Raw genomic sequence first — 26,629 nt, forward strand, 5'->3', positions numbered from 1 at the left:
GATTTTCGGGAAACCCTTCAGAATGATGCATTCAATCGATTATCCCTATAACCGATGAATCACCTTTCAATCGGATTCTTATTCTCATCGAGGGTGAAGCCCTCTCCCAATACGTCATGCACTTCACTAACCGATACGAAGGCATGGGGGTCCACTGAGGTGATTGCATTTTTTAATCGGACAAGTTCATTCTTGGCAACGACGCAATAAAGAACTTCCCGATCATTCCGTGTAAACGAACCATATCCCCGTAATACCGTTACGCCGCGCTCCATATCCTTCATGATTTTTTCTGCAATTTCCTTATTTTTTTCACTAATGATCATCGCACCTCTGGCTGCATATGCACCTTCCTGCATGAAGTCAATGACTCTAGCGCCGATAAACACAGCAACAAGGGTATACATCGCTTGCCGATAATCCAAGTAGGTGAGGATGGATAGGCCGATCACGACGGCATCAAAGATGAACATGGTCCGTCCCATGCCCATTCCTAAGTAGCGATGTGCAAAACGGGCAATGATATCGACTCCGCCCGTTGTTCCTCCATAACGAAAGATTATGCCAAGCCCGACGCCGACAAAAACCCCGGCAAACAGCGCGACCAGCATCAAATCGTTTCCGAGGTCGATATTGATTTGATACTTTTCGAACACCCATAGCCAAACGGAAAGGCCTACCGTTCCAATCAGCGTATAAAGGAAGGAAGTCCTCCCTAAATATTTCCACCCGATTAAAAACAGGGGAATGTTCAAAATCAAATTGGAATAGGAAGGATTTATGCCAACAAGTTGATATATAATCAAAGTTAGGCCGGTGAATCCCCCTTCGGCCAAGTTATTTTGCATGTTAAAATGGACGAGGCCAAAGGCAAAGATCGCAGCCCCAAATAAGATGAATAGTGTATTTTTCATTTTTAAGCCGAAAAGCATCTCTTTACCTCCAAACGGTTGAGTAAATCATCAATTTACTTATTATAACTAATTAACCAACCATGGGCAATTTTGTTTGGCGAACGTATCTGTTGTCATCTGTTTCACTTTTAGCTAACATGGAGAAGATATAAACGAAAATCGAGATTGGGTGACTATATGGAAAATCACAAGACGATTCAACAAATGCAGGCTGAGGTAGATCAATACATAGGACAATTCAAGGAAGGCTATTTCAGCCCTTTGGCGATGCTCGCCCGACTGACTGAAGAACTGGGTGAATTGGCTAGGGAGGTCAATCATTATCATGGTGAAAAACCGAAGAAAACAACGGAGGATGAGAACACGGTCGAGGAAGAATTGGGCGACATGCTTTTTGTTTTAATCTGTTTCGCCAATTCTTTGGGAATTGACCTCCAGAACTCACATGATTTGGTGATGCATAAGTTTACTACCCGTGATAAAGATAGATGGACAAAAAAAGAAGATCAAACGGAGGGGGAAAGTAAGAATGAGTAGAGTAAAAGTGATTGTAGCCGGTCCGCGTGGCAGAATGGGAAATGAAGCGGTGAAGCTGGTGCAAAGGACAGAAGAATTTGAGTTGGTTGCTGTCATCGATCATAAACATAACGGAATAAACCTTTCCTCCATAGAAGGTTTTCAAGGCTTGGAGGTGCCCGTTTTTTCGGATATAAAGGAATGCTTTTCTGCGGTGAAAGCAGACGTATTGATTGATTTGACTACACCGGAAGTGGGGATGTACCATACTGAAACCGCACTGATGCACAATATTAGGCCTGTAGTGGGCACCACCGGTTTTACAAAGGAAGATTTAGCGAAGCTGGAATCATTGACAAAGGAAAAGGGCATCGGCTGCATCATCGCTCCAAACTTTGCGATAGGTGCCATTTTGATGATGAAGTTTTCACAAATGGCGGCTAAATATTTCCCCGATGTAGAAATCATTGAAATGCATCATGATCAAAAACTGGATGCTCCTTCGGGAACGGCTTCCAAAACGGCAGATATGATTGCGGCGGTAAGGGAAACGAAGCAACAAGGTCATCCGAACGAGAAAGAAACCATTCAGGGAGCAAGGGGAGCTAATGTGGACGGCATGCATATCCATAGTGTACGACTTCCGGGGCTCGTAGCCCATCAACAGGTGCTTTTCGGGAGTGATGGGGAGCTGTTGACGATTAGACATGATTCCTTTAATCGGGCATCCTTCATGTCGGGGGTTAAACTAGCAGTGGATACGGTCATGAAATTGGACATACTTGTATACGGTCTAGAAAATATTATTGAATAGGGATTGGAGGAGTTACGATGAGAATTGCCTTGATCGCCCATGATATGAAAAAAGAAGACATCATTCAATTTGTAACAGCATATAAAGCAGTATTTCAGCAACATGAGTTATTTGCTACAGGGACGACCGGAAAAAGAATCATGGAAGAAGTATCCTTGCCAGTTCACCGCTTTCATTCGGGACCACTAGGCGGAGATCAGGAAATAGGTGCAATGATTGCACGCGGGGAAATGGATATGGTCATATTCTTCCGCGATCCATTGACCTCTCAGCCCCATGAACCCGATGTATCGGCACTTATCCGCCTTTCCGACGTGTATGAAATTCCCTTGGCAACCAATATGGGCACGGCAGAAGTATTGATACAAGGATTGCAGCATGGGTATATGGACTGGCTCAAACTACGAAAAAAACAAGGTGAGATCAATGATAAACAAAAATAATATAGATATCCTGGCGTTCGGTGCCCACGCGGATGATGTTGAAATAGGTATGGGGGGCACAATTGCCAAGTATGTGCACCAAGGCAAGAAAATCGTGATATGTGATTTGACAAAAGCTGAAATGTCTTCGAATGGGACCGTGCCATTAAGGCAAAAAGAAGCGAATAAAGCTGCAGATATCCTTGGAGTGAAGAGGATTTCCCTTGATTTACCTGACCGGGGGCTATATATGAAAGCAGAATACATAAATCAAATCATCACCGTCATTCGCAAGTATAAACCTGCTCTTGTATTTGCCCCTTTTTCAACTGATCGCCATCCCGATCATGGGAACTGCGCGAAATTAGTGGAAGAAGCGGTATTTTCTGCGGGAGTGAGAAAGTATATGGAGGAAGACGGTCAGGAACATCATCGTGTCAAAAATATGTATTACTATATGATAAATGGTTTTCACAAGCCTGACTTCGTGGTGGACATCACCTCTTCATTACCGAAAAAGCTCGATAGCCTCAGGGCATACGTCAGTCAATTCGAAAAAAGCGATGCAACGGTGGATACCCCGCTTGTGAATGGTTATATCGAGACGGTGGAGGCACGGGAGCGAATGTTTGGCAAAGAAGTCGGTGTCACCTATGCTGAAGGATTTCTAACAAAAAAACCGTTACTGATCGATGCCGATCTGTTAGGAGAAAACTAATCTTATGAAATTAAAAATTGGAATTACCTGCTATCCTACAGTTGGAGGTTCAGGTGTCGTAGCAACTGAATTAGGCAAAATGCTTGCAGAAAAAGGGCATGAAATACATTTCATTTCTTCAAGCCTCCCTTTTCGTTTGAATAAAATGTATCACAATATTTATTATCACCAAGTCGAAGTGAATTCGTATTCGGTGTTCCAATATCCCCCATATGATTTGGCGCTTGCAAGCAAGATCGCTGACGTGGTGAAGCGGGAGAAATTGGATATCCTTCATGTTCATTATGCCATTCCCCATGCTGTTTGTGCGATTTTGGCCAAGCAAATGTCAGGCAATGAAGTGAAGATCGTAACGACGCTTCATGGTACAGACATAACGGTACTTGGTCATGATCCTTCACTGACCAATTTAATAAAATTTGGGATCGAACAATCCGATGTCGTTACTGCCGTCTCGAATTCACTTGTGCAGCAAACATTCGATTTGATCGCACCCGATAAGGATATTAAAACCGTTTATAATTTTATTGATGAAAGAGACTACCATAAAACCAATTCCGAATACCTAAGAGAAGAATATGGCATCAAGGATGAGGAAAAAGTAATCATACATGTTTCGAATTTCCGTTCGGTCAAGCGTGTGAAAGACGTCATCCAGGCCTTTTATTTAACTCAAAAGAAAATACCTGCCAAGCTGCTCCTCGTTGGGGACGGACCGGAAGTGACCACCGTATTGAATTTGGCTAAAGAACTTGGCATTGATGAATCGGTCCTGTTCCTTGGCAAACAGGATAACCTTGCCGAGTTATATTCAATCAGTGATTTAATATTGCTATTATCAGAAAAAGAAAGTTTTGGGCTGGTTCTACTCGAGGCGATGGCATGTGGAGTGCCATGTATCGGAACGAATATCGGCGGTATTCCCGAGGTCATCGTTGATGGGAAGACTGGTTATATTTGTGATTTGGGAGATGTCGCAGCGGTTGCTGAAAAAGCGATCGGTTTATTAGATGATCCCGCTTTACATAAACGGTTTGCGGAGGCTGCACTGGAAAGGGCCAATACCTATTTTCATTCGGATACAATCATGTCGCAGTATGAAGCCATTTACATGGAAGCTCTTGAAGCTAAATCCATTAAATAGGGAGGGGATGCTGATGGATCCTTTATTCTTGAAATCGGTGCCCATTCTAAGAAAAATTGAAGAAGCGGGATTTGAGGCCTATTTCGTTGGTGGCTCTGTAAGGGATTATATTCTAGGTCGTCCGATAAATGATGTGGACATCGCTACCTCTGCGACCCCTCAGGAAATACAAGCGTTATTTCCAAAAACGGCGGATGTCGGGATCGACCACGGAACGGTGATGGCCATTACGCCGTCAGGTACATATGAAATCACGACATTTAGAACGGAAGGCGGTTATTCCGACTTCCGCAGGCCGGATTCCGTTCAATTTGTCCGTTCTTTGAGAGAGGATTTACAGAGAAGGGATTTTACGATAAATGCAATGGCCATGGATACGGCCGGGAATATCATTGATCACTTTAATGGGAAGCGTGATCTTGCGGAACAAAGGATTATTACGGTCGGTAACCCTCATGAAAGGTTTCATGAGGATGCTTTAAGAATGATGCGTGCATTAAGGTTCGTCAGCCAACTTGGTTTTGAACTGGATGATGATACGTTTCATTCACTTCAAGTGAATGGCCCCATCATCAGCAAGATTGCCGTTGAAAGAATCCTTGTCGAATTCGAGAAGTTATTGGCTGGCACTAATAAGAAGAGGGCGATGGCCCTTTTGCTGGAAAGCGAATTATATCAATATTTGCCCCAATTATCGAATAAGAAGGATCATTTAATGAATGTATTGAATCTGCCGCTAGACCAATTAGAAATGATAGAAATATGGTCAGTAATCATGGTTCAGACAAAAGAAGAGGAAATGGAAGCGACGTTAAGAGCATGGAAACTGCCTTTAAAAACAATTCGCAACGTCCAGCGAATTGTACAGCTGATAAAGCAGGAACCATCATTTGAAAAATCAGCATTTGAAGTATTCCAGGCAGGACATGACATGACTGTACAGGCGTCCAAGGTCAAAGCTTCCCTGACGGGAGGGGATGTGCCCGAGGCGGAGGAAAGCGCCCATCAACATTACAAGGCACTGAAAATAAAAGCGATGTCCGAACTTGCCGTAACCGGGACGGATTTAGTGAATTGGCGTCAAGAAAAACCAGGTCCGTGGATAAAGGCCTCCCTGGAAATGGTCGTGAAAGCCGTCTTGGATGAACAGGTAAGCAATGATAAAGAAGAAATAAAGAGGTGGCTGGAATCATGCAATCCGAGTTAAGAACAAAGCTGATGGAGGCCCTTTCAAAGGCGGATGGAGCATTTATATCAGGGCAGGAAATTGCCGAATATATTGGCTGTTCACGAACAGCGGTCTGGAAGCATATAGAAGATTTGCGCAGTGAAGGTTATCATGTGGAAGCGGTTAGAAAGAAGGGCTACCGAATCATATCAGCTCCAGAAAAAGTGTCCGAAAGCGAAATTCAGCTTGGCTTGGAAACAAGAACGATCGGCAAGATGATTCACTATGAGGAGACGGTGGAATCCACACAGAAAATTGCCCATCAACTAGCAAATGAAGGCGTTCAGGAGGGGACATTGGTCATTGCCGAGGAGCAGAAATCCGGTAAAGGAAGATTGATGAGATCTTGGCATTCACCTAAATTCAGCGGCATATGGATGAGCCTGATCTTAAGACCGAAGATCCCGGTTCATATGGCCCCACAGCTGACCTTATTGGCAGCGGTTGCCGTGGCACAGGCAATAGAGGATACGACCGATTTGAAGCCGCAAATAAAATGGCCCAATGACATTTTGGTGAATCGCAAGAAAATCGTTGGCATCCTGACCGAAATGCAGGCGGAATCGGATCGGATTCATTCTGTCATTATTGGTATTGGAATGAATATCAATCAGCAATTGGAAGACTTCCCCGAACATCTGCAGGAAAAGGCGTCCTCGCTTTTCATCGAAAGTGGAGAAACGGTTTCAAGATCGATGGTCATTCAACGAGCATTATTTCGCTTGGAGAATTTATATGAGCTCTACTTGGATGCAGGCTTTAAACCGATAAAGGATCTATGGGAAAGTTACGCGATCAGCCTTGGACAGGTTATCAAGGCCAGTACCTTAAACGATACGATTGTCGGAAAAGCATTGGGAATAACCGATGCCGGGGTTTTACTCCTTGAAGACGGAAAAGGAATCGTGCATTCGATTTATTCTGCGGACATTGAAATTCAGTAGATTTTTGTCATATCCGCAAAAAAAAATAGAATTTTTTAATTTTGCTTGATATAATGCAAGTGGGCAGTATCTTATGTGAACTGCACCCCCATAAATGCCAAATTATTTGAAAATCTGCCTTGATCCAGAGTACTGGACTGGGACGGAGGGATGAAACTTCTGTTGGAACAAAGAGATTGACTAAAAAGACAAGTGCTGTTTATTGAACGATATGTGGTTTTTTTGCCATTTTTCGTAATGAAACAGATACCCTTTTAGTCAGTCTTTTTTTTGCGTATGAATGTAGAGACACCAGTTTACCTTACACTGATGTTTTCATCTCCTCCATCAAAAAAGGAGGAAACGTAATGAAATTGTCCGGAGATTTTTTGAAAATGAAACAAAATCAAGAGAAGTTAGTCATGTTGACCGCTTATGATTATCCGTCGGCAAAGTTAGCCGAACAAGCAGGGGTAGATATGATTTTAGTGGGCGATTCTTTAGGAATGGTCGTATTGGGGTATGAGTCAACGATCCCTGTAACGGTCAATGATATGATTCATCACACCAAGGCAGTAAAACGGGGGGCGCCTGATACATTTGTCGTCACGGATATGCCCTTTATGAGCTATCATCTTTCAATGGATGAAACACTCAAGAATGCAGCACGAATCATGCAGGAAGGCCATGCGGATGCCGTGAAGCTTGAAGGGGCAGATGATGTCGTTGAAAAAATAGCCGCTTTGACCAAGGCCGGAATCCCGGTTGTAGCCCATCTTGGCTTGACCCCCCAATCGGTGGGAGTGCTGGGGGGATATAAGGTACAAGGAAAAGACGCCGAAGCTGCTGCACTGCTAGTGGAAGACGCGAAGAAGTGTGAAGCAGCCGGGGCAATGGCGATCGTATTTGAATGTGTGCCTTATCAAGTGGGTGAGCTTGTAACGCGTCACTTGGAAATACCGACAATCGGAATTGGAGCAGGGGCAGATACAGATGGCCAGGTTCTCGTTTATCATGACGTGATCAAATATGGCGTTGATCGGGTTGCCAAATTCGTCAAAGTATACGGAGATGTGAATGAACTAATTGGGAAATCGTTAACAAAATATGTGGATGAAGTGAAAAGCAATCAATTTCCGTCGCAAGAACATACATTCACAATGAAGGAAGAGGAACTCACAGAGCTTTACGGAGGAAAAAGATGAAAACTTTTACATCAGCAGGCGAGTTGCAGCAGGTGCTCCGCGAAGAAAAAAGTAACCATAAAAGTATCGGCTATGTTGCGACGATGGGCTATTTACATGAAGGGCATGCCACCCTTATGGAAAAGGCACGGAAGGAAAATGATATCGTCGTATTAAGTATATTCGTCAATCCTTTGCAATTTGGACCGAATGAGGACTTTGACACGTATCCGCGTGATTTGGAACGGGATGAAAACGTTGCCGCCAATGCGGGAGTGGATTATCTCTTCTATCCAACCGTCCAAGAGATGTACGGTGAGGAACCTTCAGTTAAAGTTGTGGTCCAAAGCCGGACGGATTGCTTATGCGGCAGACAAAGACCAGGCCACTTTGATGGTGTAGCGACAGTGCTAACGAAGTTCTTCAATATCATCCTTCCCAATCGAGCATACTTCGGTAAGAAGGATGCCCAGCAGGTCGCGGTGATAGATGGCTTGATCAAGGATTTCAATTTCCCTATCCAGCTTGTTGCCGTAGATACCGTTCGTGAAGAAGATGGGCTGGCGAAGAGCTCGCGAAATGTTTACCTAACTGAGGGAGAGCGCAAGGAAGCTAAAGAGTTGTACCAAAGTTTATTGCGAGCGAAAGAAGCCATCGGTTCAGGTGTATTGAATACTGCAACGATCACGGCACTTGTAAAGGAACATATCGGTGCCCACACTCAAGGAGTGATCGACTATGTGGAAGTGTACCAATATCCAGAGCTTAAACCGCAAGAGATGCTTTCGGGGAACATCATCATTGCACTTGCCGTTAAATTCAAGCATGCGCGGCTAATTGATAATATTACGATAAACGTTAAATAAATCATGATTTTTCTGGGGGAATATACATGTTTCGAACGATGATGAATGGGAAAATCCACCGTGCCAGGGTGACCGAGGCAAATTTGAATTATGTTGGCAGCATTACGATTGATGAAGATATCATTGATGCGGTAGGTATTCTGCCTAATGAAAAGGTCGCCATCGTGAATAATAACAATGGAGCAAGACTTGAAACATACGTTATTGCGGGTGAACGGGGAAGTGGTGTCGTTTGTTTGAACGGAGCTGCAGCAAGACTCGTCCAGCCTGATGATATCGTGATAATCATTTCTTATGTGCAGGTCGCTGAAGATAAACTATATGATCACAAGCCAAAGGTAGCGATCATGAATGAAGATAACAAAATAATTGAACTGATCTCAAACGAACCTGCAGCAACAATCATGTAGGTGTTGGGCCGGCTCATGTGTGCATGAATCACGCATATATGGGCTGGCTTTTTTCGTCTGTTATATATGATGAAAAAGACAGGATGAACGGCTTGTTTCCTTTATGACGATTATTATGGTATAAAAAAGATAAGAGAATTCCATCAGGAAGTGGAGAAAGCGAAGTTTGAGGTGTACATAGATGACGCAACGATATGTAGTGGTTGATTTGGAAACGACAGGGAATTCTCCGAAAAAAGGGGATAGAATTATTCAATTTGCCGGGGTGGTCATTGAAAATGACCAAATTGTTGATGAGTACTCGACGTACATTCATCCTGGACAGGAAATTTCCCTATTTATTGAAGAATTGACCGGAATCAGCAACGAGACGGTAAAAGATGCACCTGACTTTGAAGATGTCGCAAATAATATTGCCCAGCTTATAAAAGGAGCTTGTTTTGTAGCCCATAATGTTTTATTCGATTTATCTTTTTTACAGGAAGAATTGGTACGCTGCGGGTATGAGCCGTTTTACGGTTCCACCCTTGATACGGTGGAATTGGCCAAAATTTTAAAACCAACATCGGATGGATATAAGCTGCACCAGCTGGCCAAAGAAGAAAACCTAGATCATTCAAGGCCTCATCAAGCGGATAGTGATGCATATGCGACTGCCTTGCTTTTGCTGGAATTGAAGAAAAAGCTGATGAATCTTCCGGTGATGACGCTGAAACAGTTATATCGATTATCATATTCCTTACAAAGTGAAATTTCCGAATTGATAGATGCGTGCATGGCAAGCAAATTAGCGAAAGCGGAAGTGCATTCACCTGAACTCATTACGTTTAGGGGCCTTGCCTTCAAAAAGAGTGACGAAGAAAATGAGCACGGTATTACCAAGTCGGAATACCCGCTTGATGATGAGGATAAAATGGTGATGCTACAACGTGCTTTTCCTGACTTTGAAGCAAGGCGCGGACAGCTCGACATGATGAATATGATCTACCATTCGTTCGAATCCAACCAAGATGCAATCATTGAAGCGGGGACGGGAATCGGGAAATCGTTAGGCTATCTCCTTCCAGCCGTTTATTTTGCAAAAAAGCATCAAAAACCGGTCGTCGTTTCGACGTATACGCTTCAGCTGCAGGACCAACTCCTCCAAAACGAGGTTCCTAAGCTGAAGACCATCCTGCCATTTAGTTTTCAAGCTGTCCTGTTAAAAGGGAGAAGCAATTATTTAAGCTTGGCGAAGTTTGAGCGGGCATTACGTGAAAAAGAAGATAATTATGAAACGGCCTTAACGAAAATGCAAATATTGGTCTGGCTCACTGAAACGGAAACGGGCGATAAGGACGAATTGAACCTCACCAGTGGCGGTCAGCTGTTTTGGCACCGGCTGCAAAGTGACGGCCTTACATATACTGGTTTAAAACAACCTTGGCAGACATTGGATTTTTTTGAACGGGCAAAAAAAACAGCAGTCAAGGCTGATATCATCATTACCAATCATTCATTTTTAATGTCCGACCTTCTTACCGAAGATGCCTTGATTCCCAAGAAGGGATACTTGATCCTCGATGAAGCACATCATTTGGAGCAGGCAGCCTCTAAACAGCTAGGGCGAAGGCTCAATTATATATCGGTGAAAACGGTATTGAATCGATTAGGAACATCGGACCAAAAGCAATTATTGTATAAACTGGTCAAATTACTCGTAAACAATGGGCTCGAGGATGGCAGGAATAGCCAAGAGTTAGATCGAAGGCTGAATGACTTTTCTTATGAATTTGAACAGCTTTTTCATTACCTCTCCAATCAGGCGGAAAAACTTTCACGTTCCACGAGCCCGAAACGGATTTCCTTCAAGGTGGATGATGGAAGGTGGGGTAAGGCCATCCTTGTTGCTGAGCGATTGGTTGACTTGTTGGGACACATCATCACGGAGCTCTCGCAACGATTGGCCATTTTATTGGATCAAGAGTCCCCTTTAGGTAAAAACTCGTTATTTTACTTGAACGATATTGAAGTGCTGCTTGGACATTTACAGGATACGAGGGAATCGTTACATGAGTTTTTCATGAAGCCGCATGAAGAAAATATTTATTGGCTTGATTATACGAATGCAGCACCACAGCATGGAGTTACTTTGACGGTTCAGCCGATTGCCGGTAGTAAGTGGCTTTGGGATTCCTTTTTCGGGCGCCAGAAAAGTGTGGTCATGACATCGGCTACCCTTGTCGTGAAGGATTCCTTTCAGTATTTTAAAGAACAACTAGGGTTAGAGAATCAGCCATTGCTTACGGCCAGCTTTCCTTCGCCATTTCCTTATAAGGACCTTGTAAAGGTTCTCGTTCCCAATGACTTACCCGATATCAATGGTTTATCGGTGGAGGAGTTCTCGGAAGCGGCAGCGAACCATATTATTGCCGCTGCACAAGCAGCCAAAGGCAGGATGATGGTATTGTTCACTTCGCATGAGATGCTGCGTTCCACTTATCATTCCATAAAGGACACTGGGGTTTTGGACGAGTTCACTCTGTTTGCGCAAGGGATTTCCGGTGGAAGCCGAATGAGGCTGCTCAGGAATTTCCAAAACTTTGAGAAAGCCATCCTTTTTGGAACGACTAGCCTTTGGGAGGGCGTAGATATCCCAGGCGAGGATTTATCTTGCTTGGTCATTGTCAGGTTGCCTTTTTCACCGCCGGATGAACCGGTGACCGCTGCAAAATGCCAGTATTTCGAGAAGCAGGGGCGAAATCCATTTGCTTCTTATTCCTTGCCTGAAGCGTTGTTAAGATTCCGCCAAGGGTTCGGCAGGCTCATACGTACTCCAAATGACAAAGGAGTTTTGGTCATTCTCGATCGCCGTATCGTAACGGCCAAATATGGTCCGGAATTTAGAAAGGCGATTCCAGCTGTCGACTGGCACCAAACGTCCATCACTGAAATGGCCGAGATGATAGAAGGATGGATATAAAGATTTTTTTATGTGTGGATCGCATTGAATTTTTACGGTATTTTAAAGAAATATAATCTTGGAACTGGTATAATGTGAAAGGTGGTAAAGCCTTATAGTCCTATTCATACCAGTGGTTGTTGACAATTTTTATATTGGAGGGGCATTTTCATGGAGAGTAAAATCGAAGTAATTTCGACAGTCAGGCTGCAGCATTCACCTGACTTGTATAAAATTGTGGATTCCTTGAACCGAACATTGAAAAAAGACGATTTGATGTTCGGCTTGGCATTGGACTCTGAAGATCAAGAAAAAGCGATATTTACAATTTATCGTACATAGAAAGAGGGAAAAGCAGCTTTGAAAAAATGGTTGATTATAGCTTCTATCCTGGTCATTTGTTTTATCGGATCCGTCAGCGGAGCATATATTAAAGCATTGCAGCCAAAAAAAGAAGCTGGCAATGCAGCTTTTAAAAAGGCAAGGGAAGAGGCCGGCCTTCGAACGATGGACGAATTCTACCTTTATAATGGACAGGATTCCTATTCCGTCATCATTGGTAAAGGAGAAAAAGGGACTAAAAAAGTAGTCTGGCTTCCTGAGGACAAGAAGAAGCCACTCGTAGTGAAAGACTATAAAGATGGTAAATCGAAGAAAGAAATCTTGAACATTGCCAAGGAAAAGCTTAATCCGCAAAAAATCATTTCCATCAAGCTTGGCATGGAAAAAAACGTTCCGCTTTGGGAAGTAACGTATCTTGATGAATCCGAACGTTTTAATTATGATTATTATGATTTTAAAACTGGGGAATGGCTTAAGTACTATCGAAGCATTTAGAATGGGGGATTATTTTAGTATGAAATTAGCGAAACGAGTTCAGTCATTGACACCTTCAACAACATTGGCCATCACGGCAAAAGCTAAAGAACTTAAGGCTCAAGGTATTGATATCATAGGTTTGGGGGCCGGTGAACCTGACTATAATACGCCCAAGCATATTATAGAGGCAGCTGCTCAATCGATGTATGACGGTCAAACCAAATATACACCTTCTGCTGGTCTGCCGAAGCTTAAAGAAGCGATAGTGGCTAAATTAAAGCGTGATCAAGGGTTGGAATACAAGTCTTCTGAAATCTTGGTTGGCTCTGGAGCCAAGCATGCGCTTTACACGCTATTTCAAGCGATCTTGGATGAGGGCGATGAAGTCATCGTACCGATACCCTATTGGGTCAGTTACCCTGAGCAAATTAAGCTTGCTGACGGAAAGCCGGTTTATGTTGTCGGCACCGAGGAAAATTCCTATAAAATAACGAAGGACCAATTGGAGCAGGCCATAACCGATAAAACGAAAGCCGTGATCATTAACTCTCCAAGCAATCCAACGGGCATGCTTTATACGAGGGAAGAACTGGCAGCCATTGGGGAGGTTTGCCTAGCCCATGATATTTTGATCGTTTCCGACGAAATTTATGAAAAATTGGTGTATGGAAATGCCACGCATACATCCATTGCCGAAATTTCGCCAGAATTGAAAAAGCAAACGATCATCATCAATGGCGTTTCTAAATCCCATTCGATGACAGGCTGGAGAATCGGTTATGCCGTCGGGGATGAGTCGATTATTAAAGCGATGACGAACCTTGCTAGCCATAGTACATCCAACCCTACGACTACTGCACAGTATGGAGCGATCGCTGCCTATGAGGGGCCGCAGGACGCCGTTGAAGAAATGCGTCAAGCGTTCGAGGGACGATTGAATAAAATATATGATAAATTAGTCGAGATTCCAGGATTTAGCTGCATTAAACCACAGGGAGCATTTTACCTGTTTCCGAATGTGAAACGTGCCGCGGAATTAACTGGGTACAGCAATGTTGAGGACTTTACGACTGCATTGTTGGAACACGCTAAAGTGGCCGTCATTCCAGGTTCAGGTTTTGGTGCACCAGATAACATTCGACTTTCTTATGCAACTTCATTGGAATTGCTTGAAGCAGCCATTGAAAGAATTCACTCATTTGTTACATCTAAATTGGCATAATACGTATATAGCCTGCAGGTTTCCGTTTAAAGCGGACCTGCAGGCTTTTTTTAAAGTTTACCGATGAGGTAACCTTCATAAGGAGCAAAAATGTTCATGCTTAAACTCCCTCGGGAATGTAGTTCGGTGACTCTATCTACCTGTTAAAACCAAGCGGGTGTGCGAGGCCCCATCTTAGAAATATACGAGCATCCAAGGAAGACCCATCAAAACAGAAAGCGATAGGAAGATTAGGACCAAACTAGAATTTAAAGAAGGAAATCATTGAACACCCGAAAAATCATATATGATTTTCAACAAAAACCAATTGCAATCATATATGATTTCATATATGATGAAAATATGGAAAATAAAAATAAAAATCTCAGCAAAAAGCAAGTGGCCTATGAGCACCTTCGCAAATTAATTTTGGATGGAACATATGGTTCTGGACAGCGGATCATTATCGATCAAGTTGCTAAAGACCTAAGTTTAAGTCCGATTCCTGTCCGGGAAGCGATTAGACAGCTGGAATCTGACGGCCTTATTCAATATAAGCCTTATAGTGGTGCAGTGGTTACAAGCATTAATGAGAGCGAATACATTGAAACGCTTTCTGTTTTATCGTTGCTTGAGGGCTATGCTGCTGCGCTAAGTTCTTTAACGATGAATGATCACGATTTTGACAACCTAATTCGTTTAAACAAAGAAATGGAAAAAGCGCTCCATAACTTTGAATTAGAGCTGTTTGGTAAATTAAACGAGTGTTTTCATGCCGAAATTAATGAAAAGTGCGGAAATTCCTTTTTAATAGAGGAAATCAAGCAGTCGCAGCAAAGAATGAATAGAGTCAGAAAGTCGATGTTCACGATGGTACCGCAGCGTGCAATCCAATCGATTCGTGAACATGAAAACATCATCCAGCTCCTGAAGGAAAAAGCTTCATTTGAAGAAATTGAATCATTGGTAAGAAAGCATAAGCTCAATGCCATCAGTACATTCATGCAGAGAGAGGATTCGAACCACGACCATGCACTTTAATGCCCAGGCTTTGTTTTATAATAGTCAATTGATTATTTATAAGAACAAAGCCTGTTTTTTTTTGTATACCGTATTCATAATATTCAAACTAATAAAAAGGGTGGTCATAAAAATGTACGAGGAAATCAAAAGTCGTTTAAGGGGATCGATCGCTCCAGTCATCACACCGTTTGATAATAACTTGGAAGTGGATGTACAGGCAATTGAAAATCTTGTAAACTGGCATATTGAAAGCGGTTCCCACGGCATATCAGTTTGTGGAACGACGGGAGAGCCCAGCTCTTTAACGGTGGAAGAGCGGGAATTGGTGATGGAAACCGTAATAAAAACAGCAAAAGCCCGTGTTCCGGTTGCACCTGGTACCGGATCAGCCAATCAAAAAGAAACATTGCATTTGACTAAAAGAGCCCAGGAAATGGGAGCGGATGCAGCATTGGTTATCGTTCCTTATTACAATAAACCGAACCAACTGGCACTTTACAATCATTTTAAGACGGTAGCGGATTCAGTTGACATTCCGATTGTCGTATATAACATCCCGGGCAGGACGGGAACGAATTTAGAAGTGAAGACATTGGCCCGCCTTGCTGAAGATTGTAAAAACATCATTGGTGTGAAGGAATCCAATAAAGATTTCGAACATGTGAACCGTGTCTTATTGAATTGCGGCAGGGATTTCCTCTTATATTCTGGCATTGAATTATTATGCTATCCGATGCTGGCGATCGGGGGAGCGGGGCATATAAGCGCAACCGCCAATATCACCCCTAAAGAAGTGGCTGATGTCTATAACCATTGGGTGGAAGGGGATGTAGATAAGGCACTCGACCTCCATTATAAAATGATGCCCTTGAATGATGTCTTGTTTAAAGAAACCAATCCTGGGCCATTGAAAGCGGCGATGGGGATGATGGGGAAAATCAATCCCGCCTTACGTCCGCCGATGGGCCCGCCTTCTGAAGCTTTGGAAAAGGAATTGCATGAAACCCTCCAATCATATGGATTGGTTGAACAAGTTATCAAACCATGATTGCGAAGATCTTCACGGATTAATAGATTGAAGGAGGTTTCATCATGCCAACTTTTCCCGTGCAGGATGTCCAGCATTACATTAATGGACAATTTATCGATGGTATTTCAGGAAAAACTTTCGTCAATCTTAACCCTTTTAATAATCAAGAAATCAATAATGTCGCAGAAGGGTTTAAAGAGGACATCGATCAAGCGGTAGCGGCTGCAAGAGAAGCATTCGATCATGGACCATGGCGAACGATGAAAATGGAAGAAAGATTGACATACTTAAGCAGGATTGCGGATTTAATCGAAGAAAATGCCGAAGAAATTTCTTTTCTGGAATCACTTGATACAGGGCTGCCCATTAGCCAGACAAAGAAACAAGCAGCACGGGGAGCAGAGAATTTCCGCTTTTATGCTGAAATGGTGAAAAGCAGGCTGATCGGTGAATCGTATCAGGTGGATGATACGTTCATTAATTATACGATTCATAAACCTATAGGTGTTGCGGGCTTGATCACGCCCTGGAACGCACCTTTCATGCTAGAAACGTGGAAAATCGCCCCGGCCCTGGCTACAGGTAATACTTGTGTCCTTAAACCAGCGGAATGGTCTCCCTTGACAGCCAATAAATTAGCCCAGATCTTTGACCAAGCAGGTTTGCCAAAAGGCGTATTGAATATCGTCCACGGTATCGGGGAAACGGCAGGGGCATCGCTCGTTGCCCATCCTGACGTACAATTGATTTCCTTTACCGGTGAAACGACGACTGGCGCTCAAATCATAAAAAATGGCGCCGATACAATGAAACGGTTTTCCATGGAGCTCGGAGGTAAGTCACCTGCGATCATTTTTGAAGATGCCGACCTAGAAAAGGCCTTGGATTCCGTTATTTGGGGAATTTATTCTTTCAATGGGGAGCGCTGCACAGCCAACTCGAGGCTATTCGTCCATGAATCGATCATCGGCCAATTCGTACAACAGTTGAAGCAGCGTGTTCACACGATCAAAATTGGCGATCCGATGGAACCAGGAACGGAAATCGGACCGCTTATCCATCGGAACCATTTTGATAATGTCTCCCGTTATTTGAAAATAGCCAAAGATGAGGGCGCTGATATTGTAAGCGGTATTATCCCGAGTGAGTGCAAAGAAGGAAATTTCATTGCCCCGACGCTTCTTCTAAACTGTACAAATGATATGACAGTAGCACAGGAAGAGATCTTTGGACCGGTGATGGCGGTCATCCCCTTCAAGACGGAAGCTGAAGTCCTGAGAATGGCTAACGATGTTAAGTATGGGCTTGCCGCATATGTATGGACGAATGATATGAAGCGTGGACATAGATTCGCTCAAGCTGTCGATAGCGGGATGGTCTGGGTGAACTCCCAAAATGTCAGGGATCTGCGAATCCCGTTTGGCGGTTCGAAGTATAGTGGGGTTGGACGTGAAGGTGGCCATTATAGCTTTGAATTTTATACGGAAACCCAAGTCATCCATGTTGCAATTGGTGAGCATCACATCCCGAAGTTTGGAGTGGATAAACAGAATGCCGTTTCTTCTGCCGAAAAATAATCGAGATTGAGAAGGGGAGAACACAATGAGCTTTTCCATTATCCGTGTTGCCAGAACGATTCTTAATGTTACCGATTTAGACAAATCGAGAGCATTTTATGTGGATGCCTTAGGATTCATTGAAACGGAGAGAACGAATGATCACATCTATTTACGTGGTCTGGAGGAAGCACACCATCATTCGCTGATCCTGCAAAAGGCGGAAAAGCCAAGTGTGGAAGCAATTGGCTACAAGGTAGAAAAAGATGAGGATCTTAATGAACTGGAATCACTATTCAAATCCAAAGGGATGAAAATGAAGTGGATGGCAGAAGGAACGCAGCATGCATTAGGCAGGGCGCTTCGGGTTCAGGACATTTCCGGCTTGCCAATGGAGTTTTTCAGTAAAATGGATAAAGCGGAGAGACTGCTGCAACGCTTCGAATTGCATAAGGGCGCAAGAGTCCAGAGGATCGATCATGTGAATTGCAGTGTCCCAAATGTGCAAAAAGCATTTGATTTCTATGTGAAAGAATTAGGTTTTGCCTGCTCGGAAGATACAGTTGATGAGGCGGGGCAATTATGGGCCACATGGCTTCACAGAAAGCAAACGGTTCATGATCAGGCCTTCATGAACGGAGTTGGTCCAAAGCTACATCATGTCGGCTTTTGGCTCCCTGATCCGCTTGCAATCATCCATGCTTGTGATGTGCTGGCCTCACTCGGGTATGCACAATCCATCGAACGCGGACCCGGAAGGCATGGTCTATCCAACGCATTCTTCCTTTATTTAAGAGACCCTGATGGACATAGGATCGAACTATACAATGGCGATTATCTAACGTCCGATCCAGATACCGAACCGATCCATTGGGATTTGGATGATCCGAGGCGCCAAACCTTCTGGGGTGCCAAAGCTCCTGATTGTTGGTTCGATGAGGCTTCCGTTGTCCTTGATATCATTACGCGCGAAGAAGTTCCTCTTAAAGACCCAATCCTAGAAAAAAGCAAGCCTGAATTCATCATCTAATGGATATGAGTTTTGGATAGGGCAGCAGTGAGCACATACTGCTGAACTATCTGTAAGGTTTCAGAGACTTCGGTTCTGTCCGATAGGAGTGGAAGCAGCTTCCTTGAGAAATTGCTGAGCTGTTTTTTGTAATTAATGACACACGGTATATTTTGCTCAAGTAATTAATTGGATTTTCGTAATCATTATGTGAAAGCGCTTCATGAAAAGTGGTTAGAGGAGGAAACTGGCATGCCAGCAAAAACAGGGGAAGAATATATTAATAGGGTTGACGAAGCAAAGGCGAATGTATGGATCAACGGAGAGCAAGTGAAGGATAGAATCAGTGAACATCCAGCATTTCAGGGGGTCATGAAAACTCAGGCAGAATTATATGACCTTCAGCATGACCCTGGGAAACAAGACATCATGACATATATCTCTCCGGCCTCGAAGGATAGGGTAGGGACATCATTCATGCAGCCCCGGACGAAGGAAGACCTCGAAACAAGAAGAAAAATGATTCAAGAATGGGCCCGCCATAATAATGGCATGATGGGAAGGTCGCCTGATTATATCAATAGCGGGATGATGGCCTATGGCTCGGCTGCGGACATGTTCGGCACACAGGATCCGGCATTTGCAAAAAATATGAAAGCGTATTATGAGCTCTGTCGCGAAAAGGATTTGTCATTGACGCATACCTTGATTCAGCCGCAGGTTAATAGGGGGGTAAGTGCGGCAAACCTTCCCGATCCATACATCGCTGCCAGGATAGCGGGAAAGAATTCTGAAGGGCTTATCATTAAAGGAGCAAGGCTACTCGCTACTCAAGGGGGAATAACGGATGAAATCATGGTTTTTCCTTCAACGTTGCTTAAGCAATCCGAAGAAGAAAACCCTTATGCATTCGCTTTCTCCATCCCAAATAATACACCGGGATTAAAGTTCATCTGTCGTGAATCCTTCGATTATGGCAAATCACATTATGACCATCCGCTTGGCTCAAGATTTGAGGAAATGGATACGATCATCGTTTTTGATGATGTGGTCGTGCCTTGGAATCGGGTATTTGCCTACGGGGATGTAGGTATTTGTAACCAGGCTTATATTGAAAGCAATGCCGTGGTTCATATGACGCATCAGGTGGTAGCGAAGAATATTACCAAAACGGAGTTCGTTCTTGGGATTCTGCAGCTAATGGTGGAAACGATCAACATTGGGCAATATCAGCATGTTCAGGAAAAGATTTCGGAAGTCATCATCGCGCTTGAAACGGTGAAGGCGTTCATTACAGCTTCTGAGGCTAATGCAAAAGTGGATAAGTGGGGAATCATGACACCTGATTTCACTCCGTTGAACATTGCCCGTAATTATTATCCGAAAATTTATCCAAGATTCAGTGAAATCATGCAGCTTCTTGGAGCTAGCGGCCTAATGGCGATTCCGAATGAAGCTGATTTCAATTCAGAGCTCCGGCCGGATTTAGATAAATATCTTCAGGCAGCAAATGGTCCGGCTTATGAAAGGGTCAGATTGTACCGGCTTGCATGGGATGTGTGCATGAGCTCGTTTGGCACAAGGCAAACGCTGTATGAACGGTTCTTTTTTGGAGATCCGATCCGCATGGCTAGCGCTTTATATAACGGCTATGATAAACAGGAATATGTGGACCGGGTCAAGGAGTTCTTAAACCGGTCAGAACATCTCGCAGAAATTAACTGATACATGTCGAGTGTAATAATGAAAGGCCTTCCTGATCATCAGGAAGGCCTTTCAATTGGAAAACAATCTTTACTTAAACCGATTATGGATATTATTCTTTTTATAGGTGCCCGATTCACTGAATTCCGAAAGCTCCATGGAAAGGGCGAGATATCTCTTGGAAAAAAGCTGGGCGAAGTGGTCTTCCATCGTTGCGAAAAGCTTGTCACATACATCCGTTTTATCACGACCTTTTCTTCCAGCGCCAATTTTCAGTATGACGTGAACGAAGGCATCATCCTCTGAGCCGTCGGCAACACGATAATGCTTCAATTCAATGGCACGGGAACGGATTCCTCCAATTGGAAAGATGGTGGGATAGGAGATCAAAACATCATTCATTTTCATTAATAATTCTTCAATCTGGATGTCATCTTTAATATTATCCGTATATTCTACAATGATATGAGGCATATGATTGGTCCTTTCCATTAACAATCGATTTTTATATCCGTCGGTTCATACCCTTTTGTAAAGATATCGTCACTGACGATTGTGCTGACGAGCTTTCCGATTCCTTCAATTTCAGTCGTGATTTCGTCCCCTACAGCGGTATCCGCCAAACCTTCAGGTGTACCTGTCAATATGACATCGCCGGGACTCAAAGTCATGAAACTGCTGAAGTATTCAATTAATTCAGCAATCCCGAATATCATGTCGCTCGTATTACCTTGCTGGGTCAATTTCCCGTTAACGTATGTCTTTATGCTAAGGTTCATCGGGTCAGGAATATCTCCGGCGTCGACGAGCCAAGGGCCAATCGGGGTGCAAGTATCACGATTTTTAACCTTTAAGTTCGGTCTGTAGTAATTTTCGAGGTAATCTCTTATTGCATAATCATTGGCAATGGTATACCCGCAAACATACTCAAACGCTTCTGCCTTTTTTACGCCCTTTGCCGTTTTACCGATGACGACAGCCAGTTCGCATTCATAATGCATATATGTGGCATCTAGCGGCCGTCTTGTCTGTCCCCGGTGACCGATGAAGGTATTTGGCCCTTTTAAGAAGGCTAGAGGTTCTTCCGGTGCTTTAAAAGCAAGTTCCCTCGCATGGTCTGCATAATTCAAGCCTAGTGCGAATACAGTACGGGGCTCCAACGGAGGAAGCCAGACAACATCTTGCTCTTCAACGATCCGCCCATCTGTTAATTTTAGCTGTCCCTTATATTCGCATGCCAGATGGATGGCTCCGGCATAGGCTATACGCGCTTTCTTCATGAGATTCCCTCCATGGCTAGTTTTTCCTCAGTTATAATCGGGTTCTCCAAATAACCGATTTCGTCTATTTCAATCCTGATTTGATCATTGGCTTTTGCGAGAGGGGCATTCTCCGGAACTCCGACTAAAAGAACGTCCCCGGCATTCAAAGTCATGAAGTCTGTTACATCTTCAATGAGCCGGGAAATGGGCCGTATTAGATTGGACGTTGTATTTTCCTGTTTAAGCTGTCCATTGATATACACACGGATCGCTAAACAATCGGGGTTTGAAATGGAATCTTTTGGGACGATCCAAGGACCGATCGGGCAAAACCCATCACGCGCTTTATAGCGGATCGCTGGACGGTAAACGCTTTCGTGAGGGATGCTGATATCATTGACGATCGTAAATCCCTCTATATAATCCATTGCCTGCGCTTTCTTGACTCTTGTGGCTGTCTTCCCGATTACAATTCCAAGGGCTGCGCCGATTTCCAATTCAGGCACCCCAGTTGGAAGGGGGATGGGTTTTGCAAAAGCAGAAAACGTGTTTTTAGGTTTAATATAAAGCACAGGACCTTTAGGCGGTTCATTATAAGGAGGGTGGTGGACCTGATTCTTTAGCGCTTCCAATGAACCTTTGTAGTTTAATAGTGTTCCATACACCGTTCCTGTAACCGGAACATCAAGATTGACTTGAGATAACTCACAGTTTTTTCCGTTCATTACCATATTATTATTATTTAATATCTCGACATCTTCCGCAAACTCTGAATCTTTAAGCTTCGCCCTTGCTTTTACCACGGATACTCACCCCTTGAATTTTTTTATAATCATATATGATATCGTATATGATTTATTGATCATGTTCAACCGTTTTTAGATTATTCAGGATATAATGGAGGATGGAGAAGGGTATTCAGAAAGATTGGAAAAAAGTAATCTATCAAGCTATATTTGTATCGGCTTTCTGAAATCATATCGAGAATGGGTGAATATCAATCATCTGATTTATTTGCTTGTAAGGAGGGCTATAGGTATAATAAGTAGAGTAAATTCCTTATAAGGTAAGTTATTTTTGGAGGGAAATCCGTGAAAATTACAATAAAAGATGCTAGCAAGTTCGTCGATCAAGAAGTTACGATAGGGGGCTGGCTTGCCAGCAAACGTTCCAGTGGGAAAATTGCCTTCCTTCAAATCCGTGATGGCTCTGGTTTCATTCAAGGCGTGGTCGTGAAGGCTGATGTGGGTGAAGAAATTTTTGCCCGTGCGAAATCGGTTTCACAAGAATCATCCTTGTATGTAACAGGTGTCATCCAAAAAGATGAACGCTCACCGTTCGGCTTTGAATTACAAGTGAAAGATATTCAAATCATCCATGAATCATTGGATTACCCAATTACACCTAAAGCGCATGGTCCTGAATTCCTAATGGATAACCGCCATCTGTGGCTGCGATCAAAACGTCAGCATGCGGTCATGAAAATCCGCAATGAAATCATCCGTGCTACATACGAATTCTTTAATGAAGAAGGCTTTGTCAAGGTCGATCCGCCAATTTTGACTGGAAGCGCTCCAGAGGGAACGAGTGAATTGTTTGCGACTAAATATTTTGATGAGGATGCATACCTTTCACAAAGTGGCCAGCTTTATATGGAAGCTGCAGCCATGGCACTAGGAAAAGTATTTTCCTTTGGTCCTACCTTCAGGGCGGAAAAATCCAAAACAAGACGTCATTTAATCGAGTTTTGGATGATTGAACCAGAAATGGCCTTCATCGAATTCAAAGAGAATTTAGAGGTTCAGGAACAGTTCGTTTCTTCCATAGTCCAGTCGGTATTGAAAAATTGCCAGCTTGAGTTGAATACATTAGGCCGAGACACAGCTAAACTTGAACAAATACAAGCTCCTTTCCCGAGGATTACGTATGATGATGCGATAAAATTCCTTCACGAACAGGGATTTGAAGATATCCAATGGGGTGATGATTTTGGTGCGCCGCATGAAACGGCAATTGCCGAAAGTTATGATAAGCCGGTATTCATCACGCACTATCCAACCAAAATCAAACCGTTCTATATGCAGCCAGCTGCTGATCGGGAGGATGTCGTTCTTTGTGCAGATTTAATCGCCCCAGAAGGCTATGGAGAGATCATTGGCGGTTCTGAGCGGATTCATGATCAAAAATTGCTTGAACAGAGAATAAATGAGCATGGATTGAGCGAGGACGCATACAAATGGTATATGGAATTAAGAAAATACGGCTCTGTACCACATTCAGGCTTCGGTTTGGGATTGGAACGCACCGTTGCATGGATCAGCGGAGTGGAACATGTTCGGGAGACGATCCCATTCCCACGTCTGTTAAATCGTTTATACCCTTGATCTCGTGATGAAGCGGTTATCTTGTCATTTTTGGCAGATAACCGTTTTTTGTTAAAATTATAAACTTATTCGGGGAGCCGTATTCATGTTATACTTAAAATGAGGTGTCCAAAAACATGAATAAAGAACATTTATATGCGTGGTTCAAGGAAGGAACGATAACGATTCCATCCTTTTTGTTGACTAACTATAAGTCAATGGGACTGAATGAACAAGAAATGGTCCTATTATTACAATTGCAAAGCTTTATCGATAAAGGTAACCATTTCCCTGCACCGTCCCAAATATCCGATGTAATGACATTACAGGAAACGGAATGTCTATTCTTGATTCAGCGGTTGGTTCAAAGGGGATTTGTACAGATGGCGGTTGAAGAGAAACAAGAAATCGGCCAGGAAAAATATTCACTAGCGCCACTATATGAAAAAATGATGGACTGTTTCCTGAGAACGTTGAAGCAGGCAGAGTCGGCTGAAGTGCAAAAAGCGGAGGAGAGCCTATATACGATTTTTGAACAGGAGTTTGGCCGTCCTTTATCTCCATTTGAATGTGAGACATTGGCAATGTGGATGGAGGATGACCACCAGCCTGAAATCATCAAGTCAGCGCTTAGGGAATCAGTCATTTCCGGAAAGTTGAATTTTCGTTACATTGATCGGATATTATTCGAATGGAAAAAGAACGGGATAAAAACCTTGGCACAGGCAAGGGAGCAAGGGCAAAAGTTCAGAGTCCATCAAAAGAGGGAACGGAAGGCAGAAAATGTACAACCAATCAAAGATGTGCCCTTTTACAATTGGCTCGAGCAGTAATGCAAATGAAGGAGAACGAACATGTTGAACAAAGCTCAAATTCGATACTGTCTGGATACAATGGGGGAAATGTTTCCTGATGCCCATTGTGAGCTGAATCATTCCAATCCATTTGAATTGGTGATTGCTGTGGCACTGTCAGCTCAATGTACGGATGTGTTGGTCAATAAAGTCACAAAGGATTTATTTCAAAAATATAAAACGCCTGAGGATTACATAAGCGTTCCGATAGAAGAGCTGGAAAATGATATTCGCTCCATCGGTTTGTTTCGTAACAAGGCTAAAAATATTCAAAAGCTGTCGCGTATGCTGATCGACGAATACGGCAAGGTAGTACCCCGGGATCGTGATGAGCTAGTTAAATTACCTGGCGTCGGTAGAAAGACGGCGAATGTGGTCGTTTCCGTTGCCTATGATGTGCCAGCGATAGCTGTAGATACGCATGTAGAGCGTGTTTCCAAGCGCTTGGGATTTTGCCGCTGGAAGGATAGCGTCTTAGAGGTTGAAAAAGCCTTGATGACAAAGATCCCAATGAATGAATGGTCCGTTACCCATCATCGGCTGATTTTCTTTGGACGCTATCATTGCAAGGCGCAGTCACCACGATGTGAAGTCTGTCCTCTTCTTGAAGTATGCCGTGAAGGAAAAAAACGAATGAAAAGGAAAGAAGCCAAGTGACAAAGCTTGTATCGGTGAAAGTGCCCAAGGAATTGGATCATGCTTTGTTTTTCCCTGAAAGGGAAATTGTCTTGGATAAAGAACTCTATGCGGAATGGAGTGCTTCAATTCCATATGAATCCTTTCCATATGAGGTTCTTTATTTAAATGATGTGGTTTCTTATCCCCCTTGGTCAAATGGGGCTGAGCATGTAAAGGAAGTTCTGGAAAAATGGAAGCAAATTGATTCTGAATGCAGGCTGTTATTTTCAGAACGTAAAGCGGGACAAACCTTAGGGCTCATGAAGCGGGGCATCAGCTTATTTTTAGCAGCGGTCTTCTGGTTGCATGGAAGGCCAGTGATGTTGAGAGCCTGGCAGGAACAAATGGAGTCCTTCGAAACGATTCCGGTAAACGTAACAGAGAGGCTTTCGTTCATCCTTTCTCGACCGGCTTTCTTTCCTTCATATAGACAGCTTAGCGAGTTGTTCCAAGAATTTGAAAAACAATACGTAAAATACATGATAAAACATGCCCATGGCAAAAAAAACGTCTAAGCGGAAGCTTAGACGTTTCAAACTGTAGTCAAACTCGATAATAATGGAGTTTTGTCTGCAGTTTTTTTGCTTTTGCATTCCACTTTGCTTGAGAACAAAGATAGAATCTCCGTTCCCTAGTTTTAACGATTTGTACAATGAACGTTCCATTCCACTGCAGGCGATCCACTGTGCGTGACTACGAAGTTACACTTTCATTGCCCTCAAGTTTGGTGGCGCTGTAAACTTAGCGTTTCATTTTACTGACCATGAAAACAAAGAAGAAATCCTTTTTGACCATTGTATTGTGGTGGTGTACCTAGAACGTTTCATTCCACTGCAGGCACTCCCTTATCCAGAGGCGGTCCTTGAGCCTCCTCGGCTTTTGAAGTGCACCCCCATTGTTGGACACATATCTTACAATAGGAGGTGTACTTCATTTGGGTAAATTCACTTTAGAAGTAAAGCATCAGGCCATACAACGTTATTTGAATGATTTAGTAAGTTATCGAGAGTTAGCTAAAGAGGTTGGAGTAGATCACTCCGTTCTCCGTTA

27 protein-coding genes are annotated in these 26,629 nt (G+C 43.3%); 23 read left to right on the forward strand and 4 right to left on the reverse strand.

Features of this window, described 5'->3' with window-relative positions; all coding sequences use genetic code 11:
* Nucleotides 1-59: 59 nt before the first annotated feature.
* Nucleotides 60-932 (reverse strand): YitT family protein, encoded by an 873-nt coding sequence (locus ASU00_RS15550; RefSeq protein ID WP_057914382.1) that lies wholly within the window; start codon nt 930-932, stop codon nt 60-62.
* A gap of 159 nt (nt 933-1,091) precedes the next feature.
* Here ASU00_RS15550 and ASU00_RS15555 point away from each other — a divergent pair, with 159 nt between their 5' ends.
* The 19 genes from ASU00_RS15555 (at nt 1,092) to hpaB (ending at nt 20,443) form a co-directional block, all read left to right on the forward strand.
* Nucleotides 1,092-1,451, forward strand: coding sequence for a nucleotide pyrophosphohydrolase (locus tag ASU00_RS15555; RefSeq protein WP_057914383.1), 360 nt, complete (start codon nt 1,092-1,094; stop codon nt 1,449-1,451).
* Nucleotides 1,444-2,244 carry a 4-hydroxy-tetrahydrodipicolinate reductase gene (gene dapB / locus ASU00_RS15560; protein ID WP_057914384.1) on the forward strand — a complete coding sequence of 267 codons (801 nt, stop codon included), beginning with the start codon at nt 1,444-1,446 and terminating at the stop codon, nt 2,242-2,244. The genes ASU00_RS15555 and dapB overlap by 8 nt, the downstream gene beginning before the upstream one ends.
* 17 nt (nt 2,245-2,261) lie before the next feature.
* On the forward strand, nt 2,262-2,687 hold the full coding sequence (locus tag ASU00_RS15565; protein WP_057914385.1) for a methylglyoxal synthase: 426 nt from the start codon (nt 2,262-2,264) through the stop codon (nt 2,685-2,687).
* On the forward strand, nt 2,671-3,384 hold the full coding sequence (bshB1, locus tag ASU00_RS15570) for a bacillithiol biosynthesis deacetylase BshB1 (protein ID WP_057914386.1): 714 nt from the start codon (nt 2,671-2,673) through the stop codon (nt 3,382-3,384). The genes ASU00_RS15565 and bshB1 overlap by 17 nt, the downstream gene beginning before the upstream one ends.
* Before the next feature lie 4 nt (nt 3,385-3,388).
* Complete coding sequence (gene bshA, locus ASU00_RS15575; protein ID WP_057914387.1) at nt 3,389-4,528, forward strand: N-acetyl-alpha-D-glucosaminyl L-malate synthase BshA; 1,140 nt, start codon at nt 3,389-3,391, stop codon at nt 4,526-4,528.
* Between the two features lie 13 nt (nt 4,529-4,541).
* A complete protein-coding gene (locus ASU00_RS15580) occupies nt 4,542-5,735 on the forward strand; it encodes a CCA tRNA nucleotidyltransferase (RefSeq protein ID WP_057914388.1) in 1,194 nt (397 codons plus the stop codon).
* The gene (locus tag ASU00_RS15585) at nt 5,720-6,700 is read left to right on the forward strand and encodes a biotin--[acetyl-CoA-carboxylase] ligase (protein ID WP_057914389.1); all 981 of its coding nucleotides are present in this window, start codon (nt 5,720-5,722) and stop codon (nt 6,698-6,700) included. The genes ASU00_RS15580 and ASU00_RS15585 overlap by 16 nt, the downstream gene beginning before the upstream one ends.
* Nucleotides 6,701-7,047: 347 nt before the next feature.
* Nucleotides 7,048-7,884, forward strand: a complete 837-nt coding sequence (gene panB / locus ASU00_RS15590) for a 3-methyl-2-oxobutanoate hydroxymethyltransferase (RefSeq protein WP_057914390.1) — start codon at nt 7,048-7,050, stop codon at nt 7,882-7,884.
* Entirely contained in the window at nt 7,881-8,729 is an 849-nt protein-coding gene (gene panC / locus ASU00_RS15595; protein ID WP_057914391.1) for a pantoate--beta-alanine ligase, read from the forward strand. Before panB ends, panC begins: the two co-directional genes overlap by 4 nt.
* Nucleotides 8,730-8,755: 26 nt before the next feature.
* Nucleotides 8,756-9,139: an aspartate 1-decarboxylase gene (gene panD, locus ASU00_RS15600; protein WP_057914392.1), complete on the forward strand. Its 384-nt coding sequence runs from the start codon at nt 8,756-8,758 to the stop codon at nt 9,137-9,139.
* Between the two features lie 181 nt (nt 9,140-9,320).
* Nucleotides 9,321-12,101 (forward strand): ATP-dependent DNA helicase DinG, encoded by a 2,781-nt coding sequence (gene dinG, locus ASU00_RS15605; RefSeq protein ID WP_057914393.1) that lies wholly within the window; start codon nt 9,321-9,323, stop codon nt 12,099-12,101.
* 150 nt (nt 12,102-12,251) lie between these two features.
* On the forward strand, nt 12,252-12,422 hold the full coding sequence (locus ASU00_RS24600; RefSeq protein ID WP_064505144.1) for a YpmA family protein: 171 nt from the start codon (nt 12,252-12,254) through the stop codon (nt 12,420-12,422).
* 18 nt (nt 12,423-12,440) lie between these two features.
* Complete coding sequence (locus ASU00_RS15610) at nt 12,441-12,917, forward strand: cell wall elongation regulator TseB-like domain-containing protein (protein WP_057914394.1); 477 nt, start codon at nt 12,441-12,443, stop codon at nt 12,915-12,917.
* 19 nt (nt 12,918-12,936) lie between these two features.
* Entirely contained in the window at nt 12,937-14,121 is a 1,185-nt protein-coding gene (locus ASU00_RS15615; protein WP_057914395.1) for a pyridoxal phosphate-dependent aminotransferase, read from the forward strand.
* Nucleotides 14,122-14,463: 342 nt separating this feature from the next.
* The gene (locus ASU00_RS15620; RefSeq protein WP_057914417.1) at nt 14,464-15,141 is read left to right on the forward strand and encodes a GntR family transcriptional regulator; all 678 of its coding nucleotides are present in this window, start codon (nt 14,464-14,466) and stop codon (nt 15,139-15,141) included.
* A gap of 112 nt (nt 15,142-15,253) precedes the next feature.
* The gene (hpaI, locus tag ASU00_RS15625) at nt 15,254-16,171 is read left to right on the forward strand and encodes a 2,4-dihydroxyhept-2-ene-1,7-dioic acid aldolase (protein ID WP_057914396.1); all 918 of its coding nucleotides are present in this window, start codon (nt 15,254-15,256) and stop codon (nt 16,169-16,171) included.
* Nucleotides 16,172-16,215: 44 nt separating this feature from the next.
* Nucleotides 16,216-17,730 carry a 5-carboxymethyl-2-hydroxymuconate semialdehyde dehydrogenase gene (gene hpaE / locus ASU00_RS15630; protein ID WP_057914397.1) on the forward strand — a complete coding sequence of 505 codons (1,515 nt, stop codon included), beginning with the start codon at nt 16,216-16,218 and terminating at the stop codon, nt 17,728-17,730.
* A 25-nt stretch (nt 17,731-17,755) separates the two neighbouring features.
* Nucleotides 17,756-18,739, forward strand: a complete 984-nt coding sequence (gene hpaD, locus ASU00_RS15635; RefSeq protein ID WP_057914398.1) for a 3,4-dihydroxyphenylacetate 2,3-dioxygenase — start codon at nt 17,756-17,758, stop codon at nt 18,737-18,739.
* A 231-nt stretch (nt 18,740-18,970) separates the two neighbouring features.
* The gene (hpaB, locus tag ASU00_RS15640; protein WP_057914399.1) at nt 18,971-20,443 is read left to right on the forward strand and encodes a 4-hydroxyphenylacetate 3-monooxygenase, oxygenase component; all 1,473 of its coding nucleotides are present in this window, start codon (nt 18,971-18,973) and stop codon (nt 20,441-20,443) included.
* Between the two features lie 69 nt (nt 20,444-20,512).
* On the opposite strand, the gene ASU00_RS15645 is transcribed toward hpaB, so the two are convergent.
* Genes ASU00_RS15645 through ASU00_RS15655 form a run of 3 tightly spaced genes read right to left on the reverse strand, consistent with a single transcriptional unit; the run spans nt 20,513 to nt 22,487 of the window.
* On the reverse strand, nt 20,513-20,896 hold the full coding sequence (locus ASU00_RS15645; protein ID WP_057914418.1) for a 5-carboxymethyl-2-hydroxymuconate Delta-isomerase: 384 nt from the start codon (nt 20,894-20,896) through the stop codon (nt 20,513-20,515).
* A 17-nt stretch (nt 20,897-20,913) separates the two neighbouring features.
* On the reverse strand, nt 20,914-21,702 hold the full coding sequence (locus tag ASU00_RS15650) for a fumarylacetoacetate hydrolase family protein (protein ID WP_057914400.1): 789 nt from the start codon (nt 21,700-21,702) through the stop codon (nt 20,914-20,916).
* Nucleotides 21,699-22,487, reverse strand: coding sequence for a fumarylacetoacetate hydrolase family protein (locus tag ASU00_RS15655; protein WP_057914401.1), 789 nt, complete (start codon nt 22,485-22,487; stop codon nt 21,699-21,701). The genes ASU00_RS15650 and ASU00_RS15655 overlap by 4 nt, the downstream gene beginning before the upstream one ends.
* 288 nt (nt 22,488-22,775) lie before the next feature.
* Between ASU00_RS15655 and asnS the strand changes: the two genes are divergently transcribed.
* From asnS to ASU00_RS15675, 4 genes are all read left to right on the forward strand, one after another.
* Nucleotides 22,776-24,068: an asparagine--tRNA ligase gene (gene asnS, locus ASU00_RS15660; RefSeq protein ID WP_057914402.1), complete on the forward strand. Its 1,293-nt coding sequence runs from the start codon at nt 22,776-22,778 to the stop codon at nt 24,066-24,068.
* 116 nt (nt 24,069-24,184) lie between these two features.
* On the forward strand, nt 24,185-24,880 hold the full coding sequence (locus ASU00_RS15665) for a DnaD domain-containing protein (RefSeq protein WP_057914403.1): 696 nt from the start codon (nt 24,185-24,187) through the stop codon (nt 24,878-24,880).
* A gap of 21 nt (nt 24,881-24,901) precedes the next feature.
* Complete coding sequence (gene nth, locus ASU00_RS15670; protein WP_057914404.1) at nt 24,902-25,558, forward strand: endonuclease III; 657 nt, start codon at nt 24,902-24,904, stop codon at nt 25,556-25,558.
* Nucleotides 25,555-26,094 (forward strand): YpoC family protein, encoded by a 540-nt coding sequence (locus tag ASU00_RS15675; protein ID WP_057914405.1) that lies wholly within the window; start codon nt 25,555-25,557, stop codon nt 26,092-26,094. Before nth ends, ASU00_RS15675 begins: the two co-directional genes overlap by 4 nt.
* The last annotated feature ends 535 nt before the right edge of the window (nt 26,095-26,629 follow it).

The sequence above is a fragment of the Peribacillus muralis genome, assembly GCF_001439925.1.
Taxonomy (GTDB): domain Bacteria; phylum Bacillota; class Bacilli; order Bacillales; family DSM-1321; genus Peribacillus; species Peribacillus muralis.

What these genes read in the sequence shown, in the direction of transcription:
- ASU00_RS15550 (WP_057914382.1), bottom strand. Translation starts at nt 932, where the DNA reads ATGCTTTTCGGCTTAAAAATGAAAAATACACTATTCATCTTATTTGGG.
- ASU00_RS15555 (WP_057914383.1), top strand. Translation starts at nt 1,092, where the DNA reads ATGGAAAATCACAAGACGATTCAACAAATGCAGGCTGAGGTAGATCAA.
- dapB (WP_057914384.1), top strand. Translation starts at nt 1,444, where the DNA reads ATGAGTAGAGTAAAAGTGATTGTAGCCGGTCCGCGTGGCAGAATGGGA.
- ASU00_RS15565 (WP_057914385.1), top strand. Translation starts at nt 2,262, where the DNA reads ATGAGAATTGCCTTGATCGCCCATGATATGAAAAAAGAAGACATCATT.
- bshB1 (WP_057914386.1), top strand. Translation starts at nt 2,671, where the DNA reads ATGATAAACAAAAATAATATAGATATCCTGGCGTTCGGTGCCCACGCG.
- bshA (WP_057914387.1), top strand. Translation starts at nt 3,389, where the DNA reads ATGAAATTAAAAATTGGAATTACCTGCTATCCTACAGTTGGAGGTTCA.
- ASU00_RS15580 (WP_057914388.1), top strand. Translation starts at nt 4,542, where the DNA reads ATGGATCCTTTATTCTTGAAATCGGTGCCCATTCTAAGAAAAATTGAA.
- ASU00_RS15585 (WP_057914389.1), top strand. Translation starts at nt 5,720, where the DNA reads ATGCAATCCGAGTTAAGAACAAAGCTGATGGAGGCCCTTTCAAAGGCG.
- panB (WP_057914390.1), top strand. Translation starts at nt 7,048, where the DNA reads ATGAAATTGTCCGGAGATTTTTTGAAAATGAAACAAAATCAAGAGAAG.
- panC (WP_057914391.1), top strand. Translation starts at nt 7,881, where the DNA reads ATGAAAACTTTTACATCAGCAGGCGAGTTGCAGCAGGTGCTCCGCGAA.
- panD (WP_057914392.1), top strand. Translation starts at nt 8,756, where the DNA reads ATGTTTCGAACGATGATGAATGGGAAAATCCACCGTGCCAGGGTGACC.
- dinG (WP_057914393.1), top strand. Translation starts at nt 9,321, where the DNA reads ATGACGCAACGATATGTAGTGGTTGATTTGGAAACGACAGGGAATTCT.
- ASU00_RS24600 (WP_064505144.1), top strand. Translation starts at nt 12,252, where the DNA reads ATGGAGAGTAAAATCGAAGTAATTTCGACAGTCAGGCTGCAGCATTCA.
- ASU00_RS15615 (WP_057914395.1), top strand. Translation starts at nt 12,937, where the DNA reads ATGAAATTAGCGAAACGAGTTCAGTCATTGACACCTTCAACAACATTG.
- ASU00_RS15620 (WP_057914417.1), top strand. Translation starts at nt 14,464, where the DNA reads ATGGAAAATAAAAATAAAAATCTCAGCAAAAAGCAAGTGGCCTATGAG.
- hpaI (WP_057914396.1), top strand. Translation starts at nt 15,254, where the DNA reads ATGTACGAGGAAATCAAAAGTCGTTTAAGGGGATCGATCGCTCCAGTC.
- hpaE (WP_057914397.1), top strand. Translation starts at nt 16,216, where the DNA reads ATGCCAACTTTTCCCGTGCAGGATGTCCAGCATTACATTAATGGACAA.
- hpaD (WP_057914398.1), top strand. Translation starts at nt 17,756, where the DNA reads ATGAGCTTTTCCATTATCCGTGTTGCCAGAACGATTCTTAATGTTACC.
- hpaB (WP_057914399.1), top strand. Translation starts at nt 18,971, where the DNA reads ATGCCAGCAAAAACAGGGGAAGAATATATTAATAGGGTTGACGAAGCA.
- ASU00_RS15645 (WP_057914418.1), bottom strand. Translation starts at nt 20,896, where the DNA reads ATGCCTCATATCATTGTAGAATATACGGATAATATTAAAGATGACATC.
- ASU00_RS15650 (WP_057914400.1), bottom strand. Translation starts at nt 21,702, where the DNA reads ATGAAGAAAGCGCGTATAGCCTATGCCGGAGCCATCCATCTGGCATGC.
- ASU00_RS15665 (WP_057914403.1), top strand. Translation starts at nt 24,185, where the DNA reads ATGAATAAAGAACATTTATATGCGTGGTTCAAGGAAGGAACGATAACG.
- nth (WP_057914404.1), top strand. Translation starts at nt 24,902, where the DNA reads ATGTTGAACAAAGCTCAAATTCGATACTGTCTGGATACAATGGGGGAA.